Source organism: Sphaerochaeta sp., assembly GCF_050178175.1.
In the GTDB taxonomy this organism is placed as follows: domain Bacteria; phylum Spirochaetota; class Spirochaetia; order Sphaerochaetales; family Sphaerochaetaceae; genus Sphaerochaeta.
Genome location: NZ_JBFXGH010000005.1, coordinates 24305 through 48407, shown reverse-complemented (window position 1 = coordinate 48407; position 24103 = coordinate 24305). Strand labels below are relative to the sequence as shown.

The window sequence follows — 24103 nt, the reverse complement described above, 5'->3', positions numbered from 1 at the left end:
CCAACATAGGGACGCTCACTGTCGATGATTGCCTTAAGCGGAGTACGCACACCGAAATAGGCACCTACCATGGTAATCCCATAGCTGCCGCCAATTGCCAGATAGTCTGAGGCAGGAGATGCAAATACGAGCATTCCAGGGGAGGCCATTGCCATGGCCAAGGTGACATCACTTGCCAGTGAAAGATTCTCGTCATATTCGAAATGCAGGGAATAGATCCCAGTAAGGGAAAAAGTAAGGAGTAGAACCAACACAAGAATACGTTTATTGCCCATAAAATCCCCCATCAGCAGAAAGTGTACCGGTATCAAAAGAGACGCTCAAGACCAAGACGAACCTCATAGGAAGAAAAACCCTTCTTCGCGAGCACCATTCTTGCTTTATCCTTCCCCACTTTCCGCAGGGCAAGTTCATAGGCTCTTTCCACGTACTCAATGATCTGCTCCTCACTGTAAAGCTCATCAAGAGCCCTCTCGGCAGCCTCACGATCCACACCCTTGGCTGCAAGTCGCTGGGACATCAGGGCTCTCCCCTCAGGACTCTTGCGTTGACGGGATTCAATGAATTGCAGGGCGTAACGTACCTCACTAAGCAGGTTTTCCTCTTTCAAGACATCCAAAACATTCTGGATACACTTCGATGAGAACGACTTCTTCTGCAATTTGATCTTCAGCTCAAAGGCGGTATGCTCCCTACGAGCCAGATAGGTCATTGCTTGCATTTTGCAAAGATGCTGCTCCTGAAGTTCCTTGAGATGAAAAAAATCCTCCTGTGAGAGCTCCTGCCCTATGAAAAGCTGCTTTGAGACAAATAATTCACTGGGTATTGTAAAAGGAGAACCCTCTTGCGGCACGGCTCTGAAGCCACCACGAGAGGGTTCCTTTTCGATGCGAGCAAATGCCACTTAACGCTTGGAGAACTGGAACTTGCGGCGTGCACCCGGCTGACCGTACTTTTTACGTTCAACCATACGGGAGTCACGAGTCATGAATCCAGCAGTGTGCAGTGCAGGTCTGTAATCCTCATCATGGGCACAGAGTGCACGTGCGATACCATGGCGGCAAGCACCTGCCTGACCGGAAGGTCCACCGCCAACAACGTTGATGAGCAAGTCAAACTTGCCGGTTGTCTCAGTGGTCTCAAGAGGCTGCTTCACGATATAGGTGAGCATCGGGTTACCAAAGTAGGTATCGATGTCCCTACCATTGATGACAATCTTGCCCTCGCCTTCCCTCAGGTAGACACGAGCAACGGCGGTCTTACGGCGTCCAACACCATGACCAAGATTTTCCACTTTCCTTACTTCTTTCTTTGCCATTTTTCGCTCCTACCTTAAATTTCGACCTTGATGGGCTGCTGTGCCTGATGCTGGTGCTTATCACCTGCATAGACCTTCATGTTGGTGTACAGCTTGCGACCGAGGGGACCTCGGGGAAGCATGCCACGAACGGCGCGCTCCATCGGATATACCGGGTTTCGCTTGACCATATCAGCATAGCTGGTTTGTCGCAGCCCACCGGGGTAGTTGGAGTGGCGATAGTACATTTTATCCTGGTACTTGTTGCCCGAAAGAGCAGCTTTCTCGGCATTGATGATAATCACATAATCGCCCATGTCCTGGTGTGGGACAAATTCGGGCTTGTTTTTCCCGCGGAGGATGCGTGCAGCGGCAACTGCTACCTTGCCAAGCTCCTTTCCCTCTGCATCAATCAGATACCATTTCTTCTGAATCGTCAGCGGTTTCACAAAAATAGTCTTCATCTATTCATCCTGTTCTGCAAGATTGTTCTTGCGTGTGTTTTGTGCATGGCGTATTTCTACAGCCATTTTATGTTACAGCACTGGCATATCGGTTAGCCAATTCCACCAGCCCAACCACATCACCCTTGGTATAGGAACCCGGGATAATGAACGGAACATCCGCTGTTGGGGGAAACACCATGTGTTTTGTGAGTGCTTCCCTGGCAAAGGCCGCATAACGCTCCTCACTGAGACCGGTTAATCCGTACGGCCCTCGTGTCCTGAACACACCACTGAGTGGATTATCCATGCGTTTTGCAACTGTTTCCTCCGACTTCAATACTTGGATCAAGCTCGCGGTTGTCTTGACGAGCAAATCAAGCAACAACGGGGATACCATGTCTGAGGGCGGGACCTGTACTGTACAGCAGGATTCCTTGAGGCAAACGACCTGAGGTACGAAACTCCCTGGGAAAGGTAGGATAGGGAGGAGCATCACGGATTCTGCCCCGCCAACACCCAGGAACGGTCGCCAATAGGACACTGTACGGCTTGCATGCTCAGCAGAGAGAGCAGGATCAAATAGTGCATCATTTGAAACTGCGCTTACTGCCTGCATGACCTTCCGGGGGTCTGTATATACACGGACAACCGGAAAGCTTGGAAACAGGTTCACCAATAGCTTTTCGAGCCTTCCCGTGAATACCGATGGGTATTCTGCTATCAAACCACGACTCACCGTAGACTTGATAGCCTGTTGGATCCTCTCTGGTCGATGGCCTAGAACGGCTCTGCCATAATTCTGAAAAAAATCAGTATACCGCTCCCCGTAGCGATCATATACATAAAAGTCACGGGCGCGGACAACGGTAGGCATTGTATAACCTTCCGGCCAATCTTGTCTAGTGGCTTCCCCACTTCTCCCCATCTCACTCACCCCCAATTTTCTCAAGCTGGGCAAACTTGCTGATGAACGTGGTTTTCTTGCCATTGAAGAATCTGACTTCTATGACCTCACGATCCCCACTCTTGCGAAGAGTCACAACTTCCCCTTCCCCATAACTGTCACTATAAACGCGTTGCCCTACAGGGAACAGGGGTTCCCCTTCCTTTGCCTCATGCACCGTTTTCATGCGAAATGTCTTGGCATTACCGCCAAATCCTTTCTGGATTATGTGAGCTCCGCTGGAGCCCCAGGAGGATGGAGAAGATTTTGAGGAAGGCATGGATTCATGCCGCTTTCGCTTCTCCTGGAGACTGGAGAGACCCTGATAGCCGAATCCACCCACATCGGTACCGGGACGTATGCCCTGCACGGAAAGCAGTGACGGGTCTATCTCATCAAGAAAACGGCTTGGATGATTGTAGCTGGTTTTACCCCATATCTTCCTTGCGCGGGCACTGAGAAGATACAACTCCTCCCTTGCCCGTGTCACCGCAACATAGAATATTCGGCGCTCTTCCTCGGTATCCTCATCACTCTCTGCAGATCGACCAGGGAACAGTTCGTCTTCAAGACCGGCTACAAACACCCTGTCAAATTCCAACCCTTTCGTGTTGTGCATGGTGATAAGGGTAACCCCATCCTTATCCCTGGGATCTTCCTGTCCAAGAGTGGTTGGATCGAGCGAAAGTTGCTCGAGAAAAAGCAACAACCCTTCCAGGGATGACTCATAGGAAGAGAGAGCATTGACCAATGCTTCCAGGTTCTCCACCTTGCTGGTGGTATTTTGCTGGTCCAGCTTCCTGTAGTGATCAAGCAGCCCCGATTCCCTGATGAGGAAATATGCACAATCGACCAATTCCCCTTCCTGAAGCATCTTCCGGGCATGCTCGTACATTCGCAAAAAATGCTTTGCTCCTTCCCTTGCTTTGTTTGAGAGCCCACTCTTCTCAGTGGCAAGACGCAGCATCGCAAGCAAGTCTCCCTTCGCCTCCGGGCTGTAGGCAAGAATGGTATCCTGGCTACCCGGGCCGATTCCCCGGGTAGGCTTGTTGATCATACGCTTGAAATTGACTTCGTCCTTTGTATTGGTAAGCAGGAAGAGCAAGGCCAAGGCATCTTTCACCTCTTCACGCTCATAGAACTGCAAAGCACCCACCACCTTGTAGGGAATCCCCGAACGCTTGAACAGTGTCTCAAAAGCCACCGACTGCGCATTGGTGCGGTATAACACGGCACTCTCGTTAAAACGTCGGTCTTTCTTAACGATGGAAGCAACACGAAGCGCTTCATCCTGTTCGTCCTGCACATAGAAGAGATGGGGCTTTCCACCCTTTCGGTTTGCTGTCCAAAGCTGTTTTTCGTGTCTTCCCTTATTGTTCTTGATGACACTGTTGGCAATTTCAAGGATATTCTGTGTTGAACGATAGTTCTGCTCAAGCTTAACTGTCCTGGCCATCGGATACTGATCGGGGAAACTGAGGATATTCTGCACCTCCGCCCCACGGAACCGGTAGATGGACTGATCGTCATCACCTACGACGCAAATGAAGGTTCCCGGACCTACCAAACGATGCAGCAGCTTGAACTGTGCAGCATTGGAATCCTGATACTCATCCACCAAGATCATGCTGAAGCGACGGTGAACCCACTGTTGGATTTCAGGTTTTGTCTCAAGCAACTCGATGCTGCGGCCGATCAGGTCGGCAAAATCCACATTTCCCACCTGATGCAACTTCCGCTCATATGCCTCAAACATACGCTTGAAGGTGGAGTCGACCTTGAGTGACTGCAAGTTGTCCGTATAGGTCAGTCCTCTATCCTTTGCATAGCTGATTTTTCTCATGATGGGATCAAGTTCCCGTTTCTTGTAGTTCGGGAAACACGAGGCAAGCAAACTCAACGAGTCATTGTCATCGTAGATGGTGAAGTTTGCATCAAGGCCAATTTCTGAGCCGAATCTCCTGAGAAACCAAGCACCGAAAGAATGGAAGGTTCGGATATTGCAATCGTTGACATCTGAGCGACCTTCCAACATCTGCCCTACGCGCTCTTTCATCTCATTTGCTGCCTTGTTGGTGAAGGTTACCGCAAGAATCTTATGGGGGGGAATACCAAGCTGTTCGATGGCATAGGCAATCTTGGTGGTGATAACGCGTGTCTTGCCACTACCAGCACCTGCAAGGACGAGCAGAGGATGGCTGTTTTCAAGAACAGCTTCCTTTTGCGCTTCATTGAGTTGATCCATAAGTTCCTGCAGTTCAGCCATGAGACACGCCTCCTTCCAAGGGGATTGCCTCAAGGTCAAGACCGTTGACCCTGCGGATTCCGCACCGTAAGACCGTGCCCGCCTTCAGATTACGACCCATTACCACGGTAAGTCCATCGACCTCCGGTGCCTGGGCATACATACGACCGATTGCCAGGTCTTCGCCCTCAACCGGTTCCTCAATAAGCACATCATACTCCTTACCGATAAATCTTGTCAGGTTCTCACTGGTGATCGGAGCCTGCAACGCTTCAAGCTGCTTCTGGAATCCTTGTGCACGCTTCAAGGCTTTTGCATGCTCCTTTTCCCCTCGAAGTGCATATGCCTTGGTTCCTTCCTCACGGCTGTACAAGAAGGAGCCAACCCAATCAAGGCGGGCGCGCTTGAGAAAATCAAGGACTTCGGCAAAAGACTGCTCATCTTCCCCCGGATACCCTAAAAGAATCGTGGAGCGGAAGACCGCTTCAGGGAGCACGTCCCTGATCTGGTTGATCATTGCCAGGTGCTGCTCCTTATCCCCTTTCCTTCCCATGCTCCTCAGGATGGCAGTATCTGCATGCTGGAAGGGGATATCGAAGTATGGCAGCACTTTCTTGTGCTCCTTGATGAATCCAGGCAACTCGGAAGGGAATGCATCGGGATGTATATAGAGAAGCCTCACTACGAAGTCCCCTTCAAGTGCAACCAAGTCGGCGAGCAATTCCAGGAAAAGACTGGTGCGCTCAGGACTGTCGGTTCCGTAGGATGCCAGATCCTGGGCGATAAGATTGATTTCCTTCACCCCCCGGCTGATCAAGGCTTTTGCATCAGTGAGAATGGTCTGCTTGGGTCTGCTTCGCAGATTACCTCTTATGATAGGGATGGCACAGTAGGCACACCAATGGTTGCATCCTTCACTGATCTTCAGGTATGCACTTCCAGGGAATGAGAGCAGTTCATTTCGTTCATGTACCTCTTTCTCTGGATCTGGATACGAAGGGACTTCCACGACCCTGTCACCGGCAAATACCTTTCTCACCACATCCTTGATTGCTGAAAGATCACGGTTGCCGAAAATGGCCGAGGCTTCTGGCAACTGCTCGTGCAACTCATCTGCGTATCGCTGGGCCATGCATCCGCTGAGAATCATCTTTGCATCTGGGTTTGCCTCATGCAGTGTGAAGAAGGCTTCAATCGACTGTTCACGAGCTGACTCGATGAATCCACAGGTGTTCACAAGGATAAGGTCGGCCTCACTAGCAGATTCTGTCAGCTGTAATGCATCTTCTTCAAGTTGCTTGATCAGCAGTTCTGCATCTACTTGATTCTTGGAACATCCAAGATTTTCTATATAAAATTTCTTCATTGCTCAAATATCTCCTGGTACTTATACGAAAGGATAGACTAGCATAAATCCAGTGCTCTTTCCTACCTCCCTTCCCCCAAAGCGATTGTTGACAGTAGGTAAAATTACGTAAATTTACATCATCGGTCATTGAGTAACATTTTATTATACACAATATGATTACATCTTGCTAAAAGTAAGAATCTTTTAGAATTTTACATCATTCTTGCATAAATGAACGTCTTGGTATAGTATCAAAATGCTGTATGTACATAGGTGCACCTTTCTGCCTTTCTACTATGTAGCAAAACTCACAGACGAGGAAACGAATGACAAGATATATCGTGAACCGATTATTGGGAATGATTCCCACGCTTTTGATTATTATCACGTTGAGTTTTTTCATTGTCCGTATTGCCCCTGGTGGCCCATTTGCCAGTGAACGCAAGCTTCCTGAAGTAGTGGAGAGAAACATCAACGCAAAATATCACTTGGACGAGCCGCTGATCCAGCAGTACGGCCGTTATATGTTTGATATTCTACGTGGCGATCTCGGCCCTTCCTTCAAGTACAAGGACTATGATGTAAACTACTACATCGCCAACAGCCTCCCGAAGTCAGTAGTCCTGGGAAGCTATGCAATGCTCATTGCATTGGTTTTTGGCTTGTCTGCAGGTATTGTGGCTGCAGTTCGACAGAATACCTGGTTGGATTATCTCAGTATGGGGGTTGCCGTCATCGGCATCTCGGTACCGCTGTTCGTCATAGCCCCGGTCCTGCAGCTCATCTTCGCGATGAAACTGAAATGGCTGCCGACCAGTGGCTGGTACACTACAGGAGAAGGTTGGAAGACCGTCATTCTTCCTGCAGTATCCCTCTCATTCGCCTATTTCGCAAACATCGCACGCTTGACCCGTTCCTCAATGCTTGAAACGCTCAGGAGTGATTATATCCGCACTGCAAAGGCAAAGGGAATGAAAAGCTCCACCATCATTTTCAAGCATGCAATGAAAGGTGCAATGCTTCCAATTGTAAGTTATCTTGGCCCTGCATTTGCCGGAATCATCACCGGATCAATCGTCGTAGAGCAAATTTTCCGCGTACCTGGTTTGGGCAAGTTCTTCGTACAGAGCTCATTCAACCGTGACTATACCCTCATTGTCGGGGTAGTCATTGTCTACTCAGCCATCCTGATTGTGATGAACTTCCTTGTAGACATCATCTACGCACAGCTCGACCCACGAATTACGTACAAATAAGAGGAGAGGACCATGTTCTTGAAAAGAAAACAACCAAAAGAAGCGGCCCTCAATGAGTTTGACCAGGTCGTAGTAGGCAATAGCCTAGGAAAGGATGCTTGGAAGCGCCTGAAGAAAAACAAGATGGCTGTACTTGGTATGGTTATTGTTGCCATCTACTCACTGCTTGCAGCTTCAGCAATGTTCCTTCCCATCTATCCATATGACCAGATTATCCTTGATCATCAGCACTTGCGTCCATCCTTCAACAAGACTGCAGGGGAGCTGATGATGGAAACCAAGCTGGAGGACCTGTACTTCAAGGCCTGGAGAGCAGGAAGCTTGGAGGTAACAGAAGAAGAGAGCCAGCAGATTGAGAATTGGATCGCCTCGAATGAAACCAACAAGGTCTGGAATTTCCTCTATGCTGAGGGAGAGGCACAAAGAGAGGCCGGGACATTCACCTTCAGTTCCGCCGACCAGCGTACCATCGACCGTTTGCAGGAGAAAATTGATACAGAATTCCTAATCAACATCGAGAAAATGTTCTATACCGATCCCGAGACCGGGAAAAGCAAGAATATTGCTCGGATGGACTTTCTGGATATCCAGAGAATCTACGCTGAATACCTTGGTGTAGAGGAGTCTGTTATTGCCGATCAGGTTCAGTATGAAGTAAGAAGCCAAGTACTCAATTCTGTGAAAGCCGCAACCCCAGACCTCACAGACGAAGAATACGAGGCAAATCTGGAGCTCGAGCTCCAGAGTCTTGGGGATAAAGGTATTGCAAACATGGCCAAGACCAACTTGTTGGTCAACTTGAAGACTGCGATCAGCAGAACCATTGAACGTGAGCTGAAACAGGAAGTCAAGGATGGCACGGCTGAATTCCCTATCAATCGAGAAGTGACTGTCAATGAGATGCTCTCTGCTAACATCACTGCTGACTTGAAACACAATAGGCATTATTACCTTGGGACAGACTATAGTGGCCGCGATATGCTCAGCCGTATCATTTACGGTGGACAGGTCTCCATTGCCATCGGATTGGTTGGAACCATCACCAGTGTCTTGATCGGTATTGTGTTGGGAGCAATCGCCGGGTACGCTGGAGGCAAGATTGACTTCTTCCTGATGCGTTTCGTAGATATCATGTACGGGCTTCCCTACATGCTTCTGGTCATTATCTTCATGGCCATCTTCGGACGCAACATCATGAACCTTTTCGTAGCATTGGCCATGGTCAGCTGGCTTACCGTTGCACGTATGGTACGAGGACAGATCATGAGCTTGAAGAACAGTGAATATGTTGAGGCTGCCCGAAGCATGGGTGCTTCAACAGGCAGAATCATTTTCCGCCACATGGTACCCAACTCACTTTCTGTCATCATTGTCTATTCAACGCTCAGGGTCCCCGCATTCATTATGCAGGAGTCGTTCCTCTCCTTCCTGGGTCTCGGGGTCCAGGCTCCGTACGCTTCATGGGGGTCCTTGGTGGGTGATGCCGTAAACGGCATGACCTTGTATCCGTGGAAGCTTGTTTTCCCCGCAATCGCCATGACCATCTTCCTCTTCGCCATGAACTTCTTTGGTGACGGGCTGAGGGATGCGTTCGACCCACAAAGCAAGAACCAGCTCTAGGAGGAACATGATGAGTATGAAGCCTAATGCAAAGACAGTCCTTGAAGTGAAGGACCTACAGACATATTTCAAAACCGATGCCGGAATCGTAAAGGCAGTTGATGGGGTCTCGTTCTCAGTGAGAGAAGGCGAGACCATCGGCATCGTAGGGGAAAGCGGCAGCGGCAAGAGTGTTACCAACCTCTCACTGATGCGACTTATCCCCTCCCCTCCAGGAAGAATTGTTGGTGGAGAAGTCCTCTTTGAAGGACAAGACATCCTCAAGTTTACGGAGAAGCAGATGAGAAGCATCAGGGGAAACAAGATTTCCATGATCTTCCAGGATCCAATGACAAGCTTGAATCCATTCCTCAAGATTTCCACGCAGATGGTGGAAACCATCCGTCTGCATGAGAAGGATGTTTCCAAACAAGAGGCACTTGAACGTTCAATTGAGATGCTTAAATTGGTAGGCATTCCCTCTGCAGAAAAACGTATCCACAGCTACCCGCACCAGTTCTCCGGTGGTATGCGTCAGCGTGTAATGATTGCCCAGGCATTGAGCTGCAATGCTGAGGTGCTGATTGCTGACGAGCCGACTACCGCCCTTGATGTCACCATCCAGGCGCAGATTCTTGAATTGATTGCCAAGCTCAGTGACAAGATGGGTACGGCGGTCATCCTCATCACCCATGACTTGGGTGTTGTGGCTGGAATGTGCGACCAGGTGTGTGTCATGTATGCCGGTAAGATTGTCGAAAGAGCCGAAACTGATGAGCTGTATGCAAGACCGAGTCATCCATACACCGAAGGATTGATCAAGAGTGTACCCCGAATGGATACGACCAAGAAGGGACACCGCCTATTCTCCATCGAGGGACAACCACCCAATGTCATCGACCTGCCCCCCTGCTGTCCGTTCCACCCACGTTGCCATAAGGCAATGGATGTGTGTCGACAGGCTTACCCACCGGTAAAGGATCTGGGAAAGGGGCATGATGTAGCTTGTTGGCTCTTCGCTGATGAAAACGAGAAACAGCAGGCAATGAAAGAAGCCAATGTCAAGGAGAAGGCCGAATGAGTACAGAAAGAAAGCCCCTATTGGAAGTCAGGGATTTAAAACAGCACTTCCCCATCTCCAGTGGATCAATACTCCAGAAACAGGTTGGAGCAATCCGAGCAGTGGATGGTGTCTCCTTTGATGTATACCCCGGGGAAACACTGGGTATCGTAGGAGAGTCCGGTTGTGGTAAGTCTACTACAGTGCGCTCGATCAGCCAGCTCTATAAACCAACCAGTGGAAGTGTCAAATTCAATGGCGTTGATCTGGTAAGTGCCGATACCCGTACCATGCTCAAGGCCCGGCGTGATATCCAGATGATATTCCAGGATCCCTATGCGTCACTTGATCCCAGAATGACGGTTCGTTCCATCATTGCGGAGCCCATGGTTATCTATAATAATCGAAAACTGCTCGAAACACCGATGAAGCCCATGGAAATTGAGCGTCGCGTAGAGGAACTGATGGAACGCGTTGGGTTGAACAAGGCGTTCAAGAACCGTTATCCTCATGAGTTCAGTGGCGGACAGAGACAGAGAATTGGTATTGCTCGTGCCTTGGCATTGAACCCAAAGATCATCCTTGCCGATGAGCCGGTATCGGCCTTGGATGTATCCATCCAGTCTCAGATACTCAACCTCTTGGCAGACCTGCAGAAAGAGTTCGGGCTTACCTACCTCTTCATTGCTCACGACCTTGCTGTCATCCAGCACATATCCACCCGTGTGGCAGTTATGTACCTGGGCAAGATTGTTGAGATCAGTGAAGCTGTACAGCTCTATGACAATCCCTTGCACCCTTATACCATTGCACTGCTGAGTGCGGCTCCGATTCCTAATCCTAAGATAGAGAGGGAGAGAAAGCGTATCATCCTCACCGGTGATGTACCTTCCCCCGACAAGGAACGTACTGGCTGTTACTTCTATGACCGCTGTCCGAAGAAAATGCCTTGGTGCTCCTGCCATATCCCACCGATGGTTGACATCAACGAGAAGCAACAGGTTGCCTGCTGGCTCTATGATAAGAGAGATCTGAGCAAGGTTACGATGGAAGAAGCTGAGGCTGATGCAGCAAAAAATGCAAACTAACCCCAAATGAGTGGTATGAGAGAGTCACCACAGCGGTGGCTCTCTTTTTTACCATTTCATATCCTTGTAGGACACATTAAGGTCCAGATCCCTTGGACGATCAACAAACAAGGGCAGTCCTGTCACTGCAGAGATGGCCTGGACAGCCGACTCAGTCCTTCCCCCACTGGATTTCTCAGCGATGATTTCGATATCTCTTTTCTCATCCTCTCCCAGATTAAGTGAAAACACGAGCATGGCGCGAAATCGTCGTTTAGTCGGTTTTGCATCCTTGTCAGTGGCTCCCCTTACAAAGTGGTTCAACTCCAACTGACGAACCTCAGAAAATGCGAACTGCTCATGTTTGCATAGAGGCCCAAACCCATAAATACTGGTGATGCGTTGTTCTTGCTTATCGAACACCCATGTATCCCGGTAGAACGTACCTGCCAAGGTTAGCAACAACAGGATCAGGATATGGGTCATGCTGAGCAGACTGACCCCTTCAGACAAGTTCAAGGCAAGGCCCCATATCAGGAATAGGGAGAAAAATCCACTTATGCCATGAAACATATTGGTCACACGGTATTGAATACCATAGGGTTTTATATAGGTAGTATGTCTTACCATGGTAACTCCTCTTCTTTCTCCTCAAATATACTCAAAAGCATTAGAAAAAACAGGCCTCAGCCATAAATTACAGTTTAGGTAAATTCTGTATAAATTAACACGCTGTATGCATTCAAAAGGCTGTTTTAGTGAAACCTATTTGCGTTTTCTCTTGATTCGTGGTTTAATGTGAACTAAGCTAAGTTGAAAATGTATACTTAGAACTACAAGGAGATATGTCTATGAAGAAATTTCTGGCTATCATGCTTAGTGTGCTGCTTGTGAGTACTCTCTTGATTTCCTGTGGAAAGAAAGAAGAACCCGCACCAGCCGCAACCACGACGCCGGCTCCGACAGCAACTGCTGCTCCGGAAACCCCGGCCCCGGCTCCAAAAGCTGAAGCAGAGCCTGCTGCACCGGCACCTGCCGCTCCAGCAGAACCCGTCGCTCCTGCTGAGGATGAAGTTGTGTTCCGCATTTCCAATGGTGCAGAGCCCGAGTCACTCGACCCCGCTCTTATCCAGGGAGTTCCCGAGCATAGAATTTTCGAGGCTCTTTTCGAAGGCTTGGTAGCAATCGATCCTGAGACTGCTCTTGCTGTTCCTGGCGTTGCTGAGAGTTGGGAAGCCAATGAAGACGGCACCCAGTATACCTTCTACCTTCGTGAAGATGCAGTTTGGTCCGATGGCGTTCCCATCACCGCTGACGATGTTGTCTACAGCTGGTTGAGACTGCTTGATCCCGCAACTGCAGGACCATATGCTTGGTTCCCATGCATGTTCCTTGAAGGGGCAACAGAGTTCAACGCTGGAGAGGCTGGTCCTGAGGCAGTGGGAATCCGCGCTCTTGACGAAAGGACCTTCCAGATGGACCTCATCGGTCCCCTCCCGTATGCAATTGATGCACTGACCCACTACAGTTTCTCAATCGTTCCCAAGCACGCCATCGAAGAGTTTGGCGACAAGTGGACCAGTCCTGAGAACTTTGTAGGTAATGGTCCGTTCGTACTCACTGAGAGAATTCCCCAGACATCCCTTACCGTCAGCAAGAGTGACACGTACTGGGACAAGGAGAATGTAGCACTTGACAAGGTCATCTTCTACTCCTCCGACAGTGACACCACCAACTACAACATGTACCTCAATGGTGAGATCGACTGGGCAACCAACGTACCGAATGACCAGCTTTCAGCTGCTCAGATGCGTTCTGACTTCCAGTCTTCCCCGCAGCTTTCCACCTACTACTATGTCTTCCAGAACGAAGTAGCTCCGTTCGACAACCCCGATGTACGCCGCGCGCTGTCATTGGCAGTCGACCGCGAAGCACTTGTTGAAGGCGTAACCAGGGCCGGACAGATTCCTGCATGGGGTATCGTTCCTCCGATGGCTGGCTATGATGCTCTTGAGTTCCCCCATGACAACATGGATGACATGATTGCCGAGGCACAGGATCTCTTGGCTAGAGCTGGCTACCCCAACGGTGCTGGATTCCCAACCTCAACCATTCTGTACAATACCAACGAAGGTCACAAGCAGATTGCTGAGTTCGTGCAGCAGGAATGGAAAGACAATCTTGGCATCAACGTCGTTCTTGAGAACCAGGAATGGCAGACCTATCTTGCAAACCGTAACGAAGGCAACTTCGAGATTGCACGCGCAGGATGGGTAGGTGACTACCAGGATCCAAATACCTTCCTCGACATGTTCATCACCGGTGCCGGTATGAACGGTGGTAGGTACTCAAACGAAATCTATGACCTATTGATCAATGAAGCAGCCAGAATGCCAGCAGGCGAGGATCGCTTCGGTGTTCTCAAGACCGCTGAAGATATCATGATCAACCAGGATATGGGCATCATGCCTTTCTACTACTATGTAGCAATCAACATGATTGATACTGACAAGTGGGGCGGCTGGTATCCCAACACCATGGATTACCATCCGGTAAAGGACATCTACCTCAAGTAGTTGTCAAATAAGGTAAACGCAGGTCCCCGGATTCGTCCGGGGACCTTTTCCATATGCTGGACTGAACTCTCCCTCTCCGCTATAGTTTTATGTAGCACCAAGGAGATGACCAATGAAATATTATGATCTGAGAAGTGATACCATTACCAAACCGACTGAAGCAATGAGGAAAGCCATGGCCGATGCAGAGGTAGGTGATGATGTTTACCGGGAAGACCCTACAACCACAAAACTGGAAGCACTGGCTGCTGAACTTACCGGGAAAGAACGTGGCTTGTTTGTTTCATCCGGTTCAATGGGCAACCTGATCAGCCTCTATATCAATGGGGGAAGAAGCAATGAGGTATTCACTGCCGCCAACAGCCATATCATCCAACATGAAATAGGTGCAGTAGCAGCTATTGCAGGTGTTCTTCCAATTTCCTTCGATGCCCCTCGTGGCATCCTCAATGCTGATGCATTCATCGGAAAAGTGAAACAGGGGGCCTATGACATGGCCAACACCACTCTCATTGAGGTGGAGAACACGATCGGAGGATACTGCTATCCTTTGGAAAATTTGGAAGGGATCAAGGATTTTGCATCAACCCATGATTTGAAAGTACATATGGATGGAGCGCGAATCTTCAATGCACAGGTCGCCACAGGAATTGCTGTAAAGACCTACGCAAGTTATGCAGATACCATTACCTTCTGTCTCTCCAAAGGACTGGGCTGTCCGGTTGGAAGCATACTCTGTGGTGATGAGGAATTCATCAACAAAGCCCTCACGATTCGAAAGATGCTGGGAGGAGGAATGCGGCAAACCGGTGTGCTGGCAGCTGCCGGACTCTATGCACTTGAGCATCATGTGGACCGATTGGCAGACGACCACGCCCATGCGAAAGCCCTGGCAGATGCATTGGTGAAAGGAGGATGGGCTGAGGTCGATACCGAGGGAGTTCAGACCAATATTGTCTTCTTCCGTGTCCCCCTGGTGCAGAGTGCTACGGTGGTGAGCCAATTGGCAAGGCAAGGAATCTTGGCAAATACTGAGGGTGATATGGTTCGACTGGTCACCAATCTAGATTTGCATGATGAAGATATCAGCGAACTCTGCATCCTGCTGGAGAACTTCCAGATTGAGGCAGAAGCATGAAAACAACCCTCATCTGCTTCTCAGGAACAGGAAACAGCTACTACATTGCTCAGAAACTATGCAGTGAACTCAAGGATTGCCAGATTCTGATGGTCCCTTCCTTGATGGAAACACCAACCTTCACCATTACTGAACAGGTAGGGTTTGTTTTTCCCGTCTACAAGGGGTTTCCACCCAATCTGCTCCCTCATTTCATTGAGGAAGTATTCCAGAAGCAGGATCTCTCCCCATTGAAATACCTCTTCCTGGTAACCACCCGCTATCTCTTCCAGGCATATACCTTCCAGGCGATGGAAGTCCTGCTCAAGGAAGCAGGAGCGGTGGTAAGCTATGCAAACCATATAGTGATGCCAAATGGGTATATTCCCTTGTTCAAGGCACCAAGTGAAGAGAAAATTGAGCAACTCTACGCAGAGGCTGACCAGAAGGTGGCAGAAATTGCAGAGGATATCAGAGAAGAGGTTATCAGACCACCTCGCAGACCTCCCCTCTCTCGCTTTGCGATCAACCATGTCATGATCCCAATCCATCGTGCATTCATGTATACAGCGCTCGATTTTGCGGTTACTGATGCGTGTACCTCCTGCGGCCTCTGTTACAGGATGTGCCCATCTGCAAACATCGAGATGAAGGATGGGAAACCTGTCTTTGACCGTGCCTGTACCGGATGCTTTGGGTGTTACCATCGCTGTCCTGAACATGCTATCGTATTCAAAACCAAAAAAGTCCGTGAGGGGTATTACCCCAACCCACGTTCAGGCTATCAAGTGGAGTATCGTTCGTAATGGATTCATTGTTTGACAAAATCACTGACCGTCGTTCCTCCTTGTCCGTCAAGTGGAACAAGGAAGTCATTGCATCGATGTGTGGAAACCCTGAAGCAGAACCTTTTTGGGTTGCTGATATGGACTTTCCTGTAGCTCCGGAAGTATCCAGGCAGGCTCAAGTGCTTGCTGAACATGCAATTTACGGATATCCACATGATCCACGGCAAAAAGATGCCTTTCTTGGATGGGCGAAGCAATGGCACCAGATGGATTTGTCGCACAACCAAGTGGTACTCAGCCAAGGAGTCCTGAACAGTATTGCCATCCTTCTTGATCTTCTCAGTGAACAACAGGATGAGATTATTGTACCTTTCCCTTCCTACCAACCATTTGTGACCATGGTGAACAACCTAGGAAGGACCTTGAGTCCTTGGCCGCTTTCTTACGATGAGTACCTCCACCAGTTCTCCCTTGATTGGAATGAATTTGAGAAACGCTGCAAGACGGCAAAGATACTGCTCTTCTGCAGTCCCCACAATCCCTCGGGACTTGTATTCAGTGAAGCAGAGCTTACCAAACTGTGCACCATTGCAAAGGATCATGGGGTGACCATCATCAGTGATGAGATTCACGCCGATCTTCGTTTCACCTCCTTTGTGAGCCTTCTTGAGGTAGGCAAGAAAACCGGGTGTGAGAGCATTGCATGCATGGCTCCTTCAAAAACATTCAATATGGCTGGAGAACACTATTCAATTACCCTGTTCAACAACCCAAGCCTGAAGAAAGCCTATGAGAAGCGGTTGCAGCAACTCTTCCTTTCAGGCAATTCCTTCTTCGCTGCCACATTGGCTACCGCTGCCTACCAGAGTGGAGAAACATGGCTGAGTGAGTTGCTTGCCTATTTGCAGGACAACCTTGCCTACATCGATGAGACATTGCAGAGACATGTCCCGGAAATTGTATGTATCAAGCCAAAAGCCTCATTCATTGCTCTGCTTGACTGTTATGCCCTGCTCCCCTTGGTGGAGAAGGACAGGGATGCACACCCAGAGCTTTATGACAGCAAGAAAAGTCCAGGAGGAGGCTTGCTGTCCAGATTCTTCGGTCAGCGTGCAAATGTAGCTTTTAATGATGGTACGTTCTTTGGAGGAGAAGAGTACCGAAGGTTTGTGAGAATCAACTTCGGAACGCAACGGATTCGTCTTGAACAGGCAATGGAGAGGATCATCAGAGCTGTGGAAGTACTGAGAAACACCTACGGGAGTTGAGCAGCCAAACCCTTTGCCAAAAACCTGATTCCTTTCTCATCAGGATGGATGAATCCATCATCGTATGCATCACGAAGGGAAAGGGAGAGACCGTTTGCCACACGAATATTGGGAAAGCAGTAGGTTGCATACTCAATGGCCTTCTGCATCTCAGCAAAGCTTCCCATCTTCTGTGTATGCTGGATATCCGCTCTCCAAAGTGGGGTGAGGACAGTGACGGGCACTGAGGGGTAGAATTTCCTGATTCTCCCCAGCAAGGCAAACATCTCCCCGCGCAAATCTGCAAGGGTTTCTCGAATTGACCAATCATTGGTTCCGAGAGCAACAAGTATGCCATGGATGGGAGCATCCAGCTTCTGGATAAGTTTTGCATTCACCAAAGCACCTGCAAGACCTTGGTTGATGACCTGTACTCCCTTGAGTGAGGAGAGCCTCTCACATAATGCCAGAGAGGGATGGTGAACCCCTACCCCCTGGACAATCGAATCCCCGATGCAAAGCAATGTCTTCTTTTTCTTTTCAATAGGCTGTGCATCACCTTCTATACAGAACCCCACCCGATGATGCATGGGAAGATAGAGACTTACCATATTTCCTTTTTCAATGGAAACCAGGTCACTCTGCAAAGGAAGGTGGATCATATCCTTGCCTTCGTACAAGAGGTCGATGGTCTCAGATAGGTCCAGCTGCCTGGGATAGAGAGACGCAAAATCAACAACTTTCTCCCCTTTTTTGGGAAGGAGAGACTGACTATACCGCTTCAGATGCACCGTTACATCTGTAAGGGTGTGAAAACGTAGGCAGACCGATGCACTGGTTCGTGCCATCGCACGATAGAGGGGATGGGAGTTGTATCCCATCTCCTGTTCACCTGAGAACCGAAGAGCACAATAATACCCATCCTCAAGAAGTTCAACTGATAATGCATTATGAGTCAGGGCGAACATGTTCTCTCTAGAAATCGAGCAGTGTTCGGTTCCCATATACCTCTTCCCAGTTTTCTGAAAAATCGTGGACAGCCCTGGTAATGGAAGGCATGTGGAGTCCGGTCTGCAACAGCGAGTAGGGTACTGTACAGCAGCTTGCCCCACTGGCATAGCTGGTGGTTATCTCACTGAGATTCTTGAAACTCGCTGCGAGCACCTGGCAATTGGTACTGTTCGCCCAGAGAAGACGGCTGAGTTCCTTGATGACCTTTGCTGCATCGATATCAATGTTCAGCATCCTATTGTAGTAGACAGCAAGATATCTTGCCCCAGAGAGCATCGCCAAGATACCCTGCATGGTTGTGTAGATTGCAGTGGCTGTGATGTTTACCTGACGGGAGGCTAGAATCTTAATGGCTTTCAAGCCTTCTTCAGTCACAGGAATCTTTATGAACGTGTTCCTGCCCAGGATTGAAAGGATTTTCTCTGCCTCGGCGATGATGTGCTCAGCATCGTGGGCAACCACCTGTACATGCAGGCTTCTTTCTTCCCCGATAATATTTCGGATCTGATGCATATGGGCAAAGAAATCTATTCCACCCTCTGCCTTGATGATGGAAGGGTTGGAGGTAACCCCATTAATGGGGTAGGTTTCCAGACCTTTCCTGATCTCTTCCAAATTAGCTGTATCAAGCATGAGTTCCATACTGTACCTCGCCCCTTATCATGCCATAAAACCGTGGTGCGAGGAAAGCTTACTCCCTGGGCTTTTTCTCTCACGGTACTGTTGTGGTGTCATGTGATGAATGCGCTTGAAAAGACTGTAGAAACGGTGGATTGAGGAGAAACCACACTGTTGGGCAATGGAAGCAATACGCTCCTTTGAATGAGTAAGCAGGAAAGCTGCCCTGGAAAGCTTCTCAGCAGTGATCTCCTCCCAGATGGTGGTACCTCGCACTGAGCGAAAGCGCATTTCCAGGGAACGCCTGCAGATGGTGGCCTGGCGTGCTACCTCACTCGCTTGCAACCCACCGGTGGCTTCTGCCTTGATCAGCTGCATCGCTTTTGCAACCTGTTCATCCTCGCAGAAAAACAGGCGGGTACTCTCCCTCTCTATTACGGACCCGGGAGCTATACGACGTATATGAACCCCGCTTACCTCATCGTTGAGCAGGGAGTCGAGCATTGCGGAGGCTTGGTACCCGATCGCCTCACAATCGGGCTGGATGCTTGAGATGGAAGGACTGGCCAGCTCACAGAGTAACGTCTCATTGTCAACGCCCAGCACCATAATCTCCTCAGGTATGGCTATTCCCAATCGTTGACACACGAGTTCCACCTTCATCGCAGAGAGGTCATTGCAACAGAATACACTGCAGGGTTTTGGAAGCTCTGCCAGCCACGCTTCCAGGTCTTCATCTGAATCATAGAGATGCCTCCACCAGGAAAGAGAGCGGGAGAAACTCGGCATCATTTCAGGACTGGAGGAGGTTGCACTACAGAAACCAATGAAACGCTCTCGTGCCCAATGAACCTGCTCTACACCACACCAAGCAAGATGCTGGCTTCCTAGTTTTTTGAGATATACACCTGCACTTACCCCCGTCTGATAATCATCATTCCTGACTTGACTGAAAAGCTTCAGTGAGGTGGCCCCGGCTATATCAACCACGGGGATGCCAAGGGAGGCACAGAACCGTGCATCCTCATCATCCTCAATTCGGGCGATCAGGGCATCACAGGAGAGAAGCGCTTCCTTGTCGAGAGAGAAGAACCAAGGACCTTGTCCACGTACCTGCCAGTCAAACTTGGTGCGGGCATACTGCACCACCCCATTTGCAACGGCCATGTCATATCCATCCTGGAACCGTAGCTTCAAACCTATCTGTATCATGGTATCCACTCTATCACAAAATGCGCATTTTGATAGTATCTTTTCGCATATAAAGCATTGCCATCTTATAGAAACACGATAAGGTATATACATATCAGGAGGAGTACCATGCAACTACCTACACGAACTATTGCGAGCACCAAAGCGGAGATACCCATCATAGGCGTGGGAACCTTTGGTTCTGACCACATTTCCAGTAGTGAGATGGCTGAAGCAGTACGGACTGCCTTGCGTCTAGGCTACCGATGCATTGACTGCGCAAGCGTATACGACAATGAGAAAGAGATTGGAAAAGTCCTGAAATCCTGTGGCATCAAGCGGGAAGAACTCTGGATCACAAGCAAGGTATGGAATGATTCCCACGGACGGGCCAAAGTTATTGCATCTGCAAAACAGTCACTCAAGGACCTGCAACTCGACTATCTAGACCTCTATCTTGTGCACTGGCCGTTTCCAAATTTTCATCCACCACACTGTGATGTAACCAGTCGCAGTCCTGATGCAAGACCTTACATCCATGAGGAGTTCATGGAAACATGGTCCGCCATGGAGGAACTGGTGAACATGGGCCTCGTGCGGCATATCGGCACCAGCAACATGACCAAGGCAAAGATGGAATTATTGCTTGCCTCCTGCAATATCAGACCTACGTTCAATGAGATGGAGCTCCATCCATGCTTCCAGCAACCCGAATTGCTCTCATACATCAAGCAGGAGGGAATCATCCCCATTGGGTACAGCCCCTTGGGATCTCCAAACAGGCCTGAGAGAGATACAACACCAGAGGATGTCATCGATATGCAGCATCCGCTTGTTGTAGAGATTGCAAAAAGGCACAACTGCCACCCCGCTGCAATCTGTCTCAAGTGGGCACAGGCCAATGGGATCATCCCCATCCCCCTGTCCACGAAGGAAAGGAATTTGAGGAGCAATCTGGAGAGTGTCCTCTCAGATCCACTCACTGAGGAGGAAGTACTCACACTCAAAGAAGCAGATTGCAATAATCGCTTGATCAAGGGACAGGTCTTTCTCTGGGAGGGCGCTGAATCTTGGCATGACCTTTGGGATGAAGATGGGACCATTCCCTGCCCAGAAAGATACCGATAAGGAGAAAACTGATGGAAAAGAAGATGATGAAGGGAGCAAAGCTTCCAGGAAACAGTACAGTAGCATTTGGTGAGTTCGAGATTCCCAAGCCAGGGTATGGACAGGTGCTGGTCAAGACCAAGTGCAGTACCATATGCGGTAGTGATATCAGGGCAATCTATCGTGAACACCTCGGGAAAGGACCTGAAAGATACCAGAACGTCATTGCAGGACACGAGCCTTGTGGCCAGATTGTTGAGGAAGGCGAAGGGCTGAAGCGGTTCAAGAAAGGGGACCGTGTAGTTGTCTACCATATCAGCGGATGTGGAGTCTGTCATGAATGCCGCCAGGGCTATATGATCAGCTGCACAAGCGACAAAAGAGCCGCTTATGGTTGGCAGAGGGATGGGGGCATGGCTGAATACATACTTTGCGATGAGAAAGACCTCGTCTACCTCCCCGAGGAGTTGACCTATGCGGATGGCGCCCAGGTTGCATGTGGTTTCGGTACGGTCTATGAAGCCATCGAGAAAGTCGGGGTAAGTGGCAATGATGCTGTGCTGGTTGTAGGTCTTGGCCCAGTTGGACTGGCAGCATTGATGCTGGCCAAGGCAATGGGTGCTAACAAACTTATTGGCATTGAGTCCCAGAGTGTACGTATTGAGCTCGCAAAGAAGCTCGGCCTTGTTGACCATGTATTTACTCCTGCAGAAGACAATGTGGCACAGATCAAGGCCCTTACCGGAGGCCACGGTGTCGAACGTGCTTTCGATTGTTCAGCAAGTGATGCCGGTCGTGCAACTGCGATCAGGGCAACACGAAAGTGGGGCAAGATTGCACTTGTGGGAGAAGGTGGTACGGTGCACTTCAATCCAAGTGAGGACATGTTGCATGACCAGAAAACCGTATACGGTAGCTGGGTGACCAGTATCTGGAAAATGGAAGATCTTGTGGAGCGGCTGGTTCGCTGGGGTATCCACCCTGATGAGCTCATCACCCACCGTTTCCCTCTTGAGAAAGCTGATGAGGCATATGCCCTGATGGCAAGCGGTGCATGTGGAAAGGTTGCTGTTTGTTTTGACGAGGAGCTTCCTAGCTGAAAACCCGATCGAACCGTGGGGAGTGCTCGTTGAAAGCCACTATTGACTTATCATCGGTCACTACCCCACCGTTGTCTTTCATCACACAGATGGTTGGTTCAATTACGACAGTGGAAGGGAATCCTTGCAGATCACCATCCAGACGGCGGATCAGGAGTTGGGCAGCCATTTCACCCATCTGGTCGACCGGCTGGGAAACTGCATAGTGGCAGAATTTGAGCAGCGGTGCATAATAGAGGTAGTCAAACGTGGAGAACACCACCTTTGAACGGATCTCACTGGAAGCCTTGCTCATCAGGTAGCTGGTCGCTCCGATATGCACCATGTCATTTACCACAAAGAAGGTATCAGGGCATTTCGGCATCGTCAAAGCTTTTTCCATGAGCGTATATCCATCCTTCTGGGTCATTCCTCCCAGTAGGATAAAATCAGGATCGACATCCAGCTGATGGTCATGCATTGCATCCAAGAACCCATGGAGACGTTCAACCGATGTATGGACATGATTGTCTCCACCTAGGAATCCTATATTGGTTTTCCCTTCCCTGATCAGTGCACAGGTCACGTCGTATGCACCCTTGCGGTTGTCGGTAAGGACCACATCGCAACGCAACCCCTCAATTTTTCGGTCGAGCATGACCAAGGGAATATTTGCGATTGCAGGAGAGGTAAAATGCGCACCGACATCACCAACAGGAATTACGAGAAGTGCATCAACATTGCGTTCAAGCAGGAATGCAAGTTTACGCTTCTCTTCCTGCACTGAATTCTCTGAACTACAGAGCAACAGTGCATACCCGAGTGGACCGAGCAACTTTTCCAGTTGCTCGACTACCTCGGTAAAAAAGGTATTCGAAATCTCTGGAACGATGATCCCGATGCTCTTGGTCACCCTGAGCTTCAGGGAACGTGCTACCGCATTACGCTGGTAATGCAGCATATTGACAGCGGAGAGTACTTTCCTTTCCGTCTCGGGATTCACCACCCCGAGATTGTTCAGAACTCTACTGACCGTGGCAATGGAGACGCCAGCAAGATTCGCGACATCCTTGATTGTTGCTGCTTCTCGTTTGCCCATGTACCAACCTACCTATGCGCGGCGTGCGTATTTCTTCATGTCGAAGTAGACCGCGATGATAATGATAAAGCCTTTTACCAATTGCTGGTAGTAGCTGTCAACACCAAGGAAGGACATTCCGTAGTTGATCAAGCCCATGGTAAAGACACCAACCATCATTCCACTGACTTTACCCACACCACCATTCTGTGAAACACCACCAACGGTAACTGCTGCAATGGCGTCCAACTCCATGCCGTTTGCGGTAAGCGAGTTTGCCAGGCCAAGGCGACTTGCCAGGAGGGTACCAGCGGTACCATAGAGCAAACCTGCATAGAAGTAGACCATCATAAGATCACGTTCGACATTGATTCCACTTACCCGTGCGGCCTGTGCATTACCACCGATTGCATAGAAGTGCGTTCCCTGGCGGGTATGCTTGAGCAATATCCAGACAACCAGTGCTGCAATGGCAACATAGATGATGAGGTTCGGAACAGGACCAACGCTTCCCTGGCTGATGTTCTTGAAGTTCTGGTTCAGGGAACCAACAACGGCTGCCTTGGTATAGATGAGCTGCAAGCCCTTTGCAATGGACATGGAACCCAGTGTTGCAATAAAGGGAGGAAGTTTCCCATATGCAATCAAGTACCCATTGAAGAGACCGAACAGGCCACCGGCGGCAACGGCTGCTACGATGGGAACAATCAAAGGAAACGTTTGACCCGCATAGATAGCAGAGCTGTAATCCGGATTCTGTGCAAAGGAAGCCGCAACGCTAGCAGTCAGACAAACGACATATCCAATGGAAAGGTCGATTCCCTTGGTGATGATGATCATTCCAACACCCAGGGCGGCAAAGGATCTGACCGATTCAGCAATCAGGAGATTCCTGATACTGCTCCACCGTAGTGCTTGACCGTTGGTCAGGATGGAAAGCAATAGCAACAATCCAACGAAGGTGACCCAAGTTGTATATTGTGAGGCAACTTTTTTGCTGTCGTTAAGTAGTTTTTTCATTTCCATGGTA

At 49.4% G+C, this 24103-nt stretch carries 22 protein-coding genes and 2 pseudogenes; 11 read left to right on the top strand and 13 right to left on the bottom strand.

From position 1 onward, the window contains the following. From AB7S66_RS01360 to rimO, 7 genes are all read right to left on the bottom strand, one after another. Nucleotides 1–275 (bottom strand): hypothetical protein (locus AB7S66_RS01360; RefSeq protein WP_428517583.1); only part of this gene is annotated, 275 nt, incomplete at its 3' end. 32 nt (nt 276–307) lie between these two features. Beyond that, a complete protein-coding gene (locus AB7S66_RS01355) occupies nt 308–721 on the bottom strand; it encodes a regulatory protein RecX (RefSeq protein WP_428517582.1) in 414 nt (137 codons plus the stop codon). Between the two features lie 183 nt (nt 722–904). Continuing rightward, nucleotides 905–1318 carry a 30S ribosomal protein S9 gene (gene rpsI / locus AB7S66_RS01350; protein ID WP_428517581.1) on the bottom strand — a complete coding sequence of 138 codons (414 nt, stop codon included), beginning with the start codon at nt 1316–1318 and terminating at the stop codon, nt 905–907. Nucleotides 1319–1332: 14 nt separating this feature from the next. Continuing rightward, the gene (rplM, locus tag AB7S66_RS01345) at nt 1333–1761 is read right to left on the bottom strand and encodes a 50S ribosomal protein L13 (protein WP_198891453.1); all 429 of its coding nucleotides are present in this window, start codon (nt 1759–1761) and stop codon (nt 1333–1335) included. Nucleotides 1762–1828: 67 nt separating this feature from the next. Beyond that, on the bottom strand, nt 1829–2617 hold the full coding sequence (locus AB7S66_RS01340; protein ID WP_428517580.1) for a glutamate-1-semialdehyde aminotransferase: 789 nt from the start codon (nt 2615–2617) through the stop codon (nt 1829–1831). A 52-nt stretch (nt 2618–2669) separates the two neighbouring features. Continuing rightward, nucleotides 2670–4952 (bottom strand): ATP-dependent helicase, encoded by a 2283-nt coding sequence (locus AB7S66_RS01335; RefSeq protein WP_428517579.1) that lies wholly within the window; start codon nt 4950–4952, stop codon nt 2670–2672. Continuing rightward, nucleotides 4945–6297: a 30S ribosomal protein S12 methylthiotransferase RimO gene (gene rimO / locus AB7S66_RS01330; RefSeq protein WP_428517578.1), complete on the bottom strand. Its 1353-nt coding sequence runs from the start codon at nt 6295–6297 to the stop codon at nt 4945–4947. Before rimO ends, AB7S66_RS01335 begins: the two co-directional genes overlap by 8 nt. Before the next feature lie 308 nt (nt 6298–6605). Between rimO and oppB the strand changes: the two genes are divergently transcribed. From oppB to AB7S66_RS01305, 5 genes and pseudogenes are all read left to right on the top strand, one after another. After that, entirely contained in the window at nt 6606–7535 is a 930-nt protein-coding gene (gene oppB, locus AB7S66_RS01325) for an oligopeptide ABC transporter permease OppB (protein WP_428517577.1), read from the top strand. Nucleotides 7536–7547: 12 nt separating this feature from the next. Further along, nucleotides 7548–7763: pseudogene (locus AB7S66_RS01320) on the top strand (ABC transporter permease); the annotation flags it as partial. Nucleotides 7764–8468: 705 nt separating this feature from the next. Next, nucleotides 8469–9155: pseudogene (locus AB7S66_RS01315) on the top strand (ABC transporter permease); the annotation flags it as partial. Between the two features lie 10 nt (nt 9156–9165). Further along, the gene (locus AB7S66_RS01310; RefSeq protein ID WP_428517576.1) at nt 9166–10215 is read left to right on the top strand and encodes an ABC transporter ATP-binding protein; all 1050 of its coding nucleotides are present in this window, start codon (nt 9166–9168) and stop codon (nt 10213–10215) included. Continuing rightward, entirely contained in the window at nt 10212–11282 is a 1071-nt protein-coding gene (locus AB7S66_RS01305; protein ID WP_428517575.1) for an ABC transporter ATP-binding protein, read from the top strand. Before AB7S66_RS01310 ends, AB7S66_RS01305 begins: the two co-directional genes overlap by 4 nt. 48 nt (nt 11283–11330) lie before the next feature. On the opposite strand, the gene AB7S66_RS01300 is transcribed toward AB7S66_RS01305, so the two are convergent. After that, entirely contained in the window at nt 11331–11891 is a 561-nt protein-coding gene (locus AB7S66_RS01300; RefSeq protein ID WP_428517574.1) for a hypothetical protein, read from the bottom strand. 221 nt (nt 11892–12112) lie between these two features. Here AB7S66_RS01300 and AB7S66_RS01295 point away from each other — a divergent pair, with 221 nt between their 5' ends. The 4 genes from AB7S66_RS01295 (at nt 12113) to AB7S66_RS01280 (ending at nt 17010) form a co-directional block, all read left to right on the top strand. After that, nucleotides 12113–13837 (top strand): peptide ABC transporter substrate-binding protein, encoded by a 1725-nt coding sequence (locus AB7S66_RS01295; RefSeq protein WP_428517573.1) that lies wholly within the window; start codon nt 12113–12115, stop codon nt 13835–13837. A gap of 112 nt (nt 13838–13949) precedes the next feature. Beyond that, nucleotides 13950–14975: a threonine aldolase family protein gene (locus AB7S66_RS01290; protein WP_428517572.1), complete on the top strand. Its 1026-nt coding sequence runs from the start codon at nt 13950–13952 to the stop codon at nt 14973–14975. Next, a complete protein-coding gene (locus AB7S66_RS01285) occupies nt 14972–15760 on the top strand; it encodes an EFR1 family ferrodoxin (protein ID WP_428517571.1) in 789 nt (262 codons plus the stop codon). Before AB7S66_RS01290 ends, AB7S66_RS01285 begins: the two co-directional genes overlap by 4 nt. Continuing rightward, complete coding sequence (locus AB7S66_RS01280) at nt 15760–17010, top strand: MalY/PatB family protein (RefSeq protein ID WP_428517570.1); 1251 nt, start codon at nt 15760–15762, stop codon at nt 17008–17010. Before AB7S66_RS01285 ends, AB7S66_RS01280 begins: the two co-directional genes overlap by 1 nt. Here the strand turns inward: AB7S66_RS01280 and AB7S66_RS01275 are convergent. From AB7S66_RS01275 to AB7S66_RS01265, 3 genes are read right to left on the bottom strand one after another with little or no spacing between them, the layout of a single operon-like run. After that, nucleotides 16998–17993: an SGNH/GDSL hydrolase family protein gene (locus AB7S66_RS01275; RefSeq protein ID WP_428517569.1), complete on the bottom strand. Its 996-nt coding sequence runs from the start codon at nt 17991–17993 to the stop codon at nt 16998–17000. The genes AB7S66_RS01280 and AB7S66_RS01275 overlap by 13 nt on opposite strands. Beyond that, nucleotides 17965–18633, bottom strand: a complete 669-nt coding sequence (locus AB7S66_RS01270; RefSeq protein WP_428517568.1) for a fructose-6-phosphate aldolase — start codon at nt 18631–18633, stop codon at nt 17965–17967. The genes AB7S66_RS01275 and AB7S66_RS01270 overlap by 29 nt, the downstream gene beginning before the upstream one ends. Before the next feature lie 27 nt (nt 18634–18660). Next, entirely contained in the window at nt 18661–19830 is a 1170-nt protein-coding gene (locus AB7S66_RS01265; RefSeq protein WP_428517567.1) for a XylR family transcriptional regulator, read from the bottom strand. 108 nt (nt 19831–19938) lie between these two features. Here AB7S66_RS01265 and AB7S66_RS01260 point away from each other — a divergent pair, with 108 nt between their 5' ends. Together AB7S66_RS01260 and AB7S66_RS01255 are read left to right on the top strand one after the other, a co-directional pair. Beyond that, nucleotides 19939–20937 carry an aldo/keto reductase gene (locus tag AB7S66_RS01260; protein ID WP_428517566.1) on the top strand — a complete coding sequence of 333 codons (999 nt, stop codon included), beginning with the start codon at nt 19939–19941 and terminating at the stop codon, nt 20935–20937. An 11-nt stretch (nt 20938–20948) separates the two neighbouring features. Further along, a complete protein-coding gene (locus AB7S66_RS01255; protein WP_428517565.1) occupies nt 20949–22016 on the top strand; it encodes a zinc-dependent alcohol dehydrogenase family protein in 1068 nt (355 codons plus the stop codon). On the opposite strand, the gene AB7S66_RS01250 is transcribed toward AB7S66_RS01255, so the two are convergent. Continuing rightward, nucleotides 22009–23094, bottom strand: coding sequence for a LacI family DNA-binding transcriptional regulator (locus AB7S66_RS01250; protein WP_428517564.1), 1086 nt, complete (start codon nt 23092–23094; stop codon nt 22009–22011). The two genes, AB7S66_RS01255 and AB7S66_RS01250, sit on opposite strands and share 8 nt — an antisense overlap. A 12-nt stretch (nt 23095–23106) precedes the next feature. After that, on the bottom strand, nt 23107–24099 hold the full coding sequence (locus tag AB7S66_RS01245; RefSeq protein ID WP_320123503.1) for an ABC transporter permease: 993 nt from the start codon (nt 24097–24099) through the stop codon (nt 23107–23109). Nucleotides 24100–24103 lie beyond the last annotated feature (4 nt).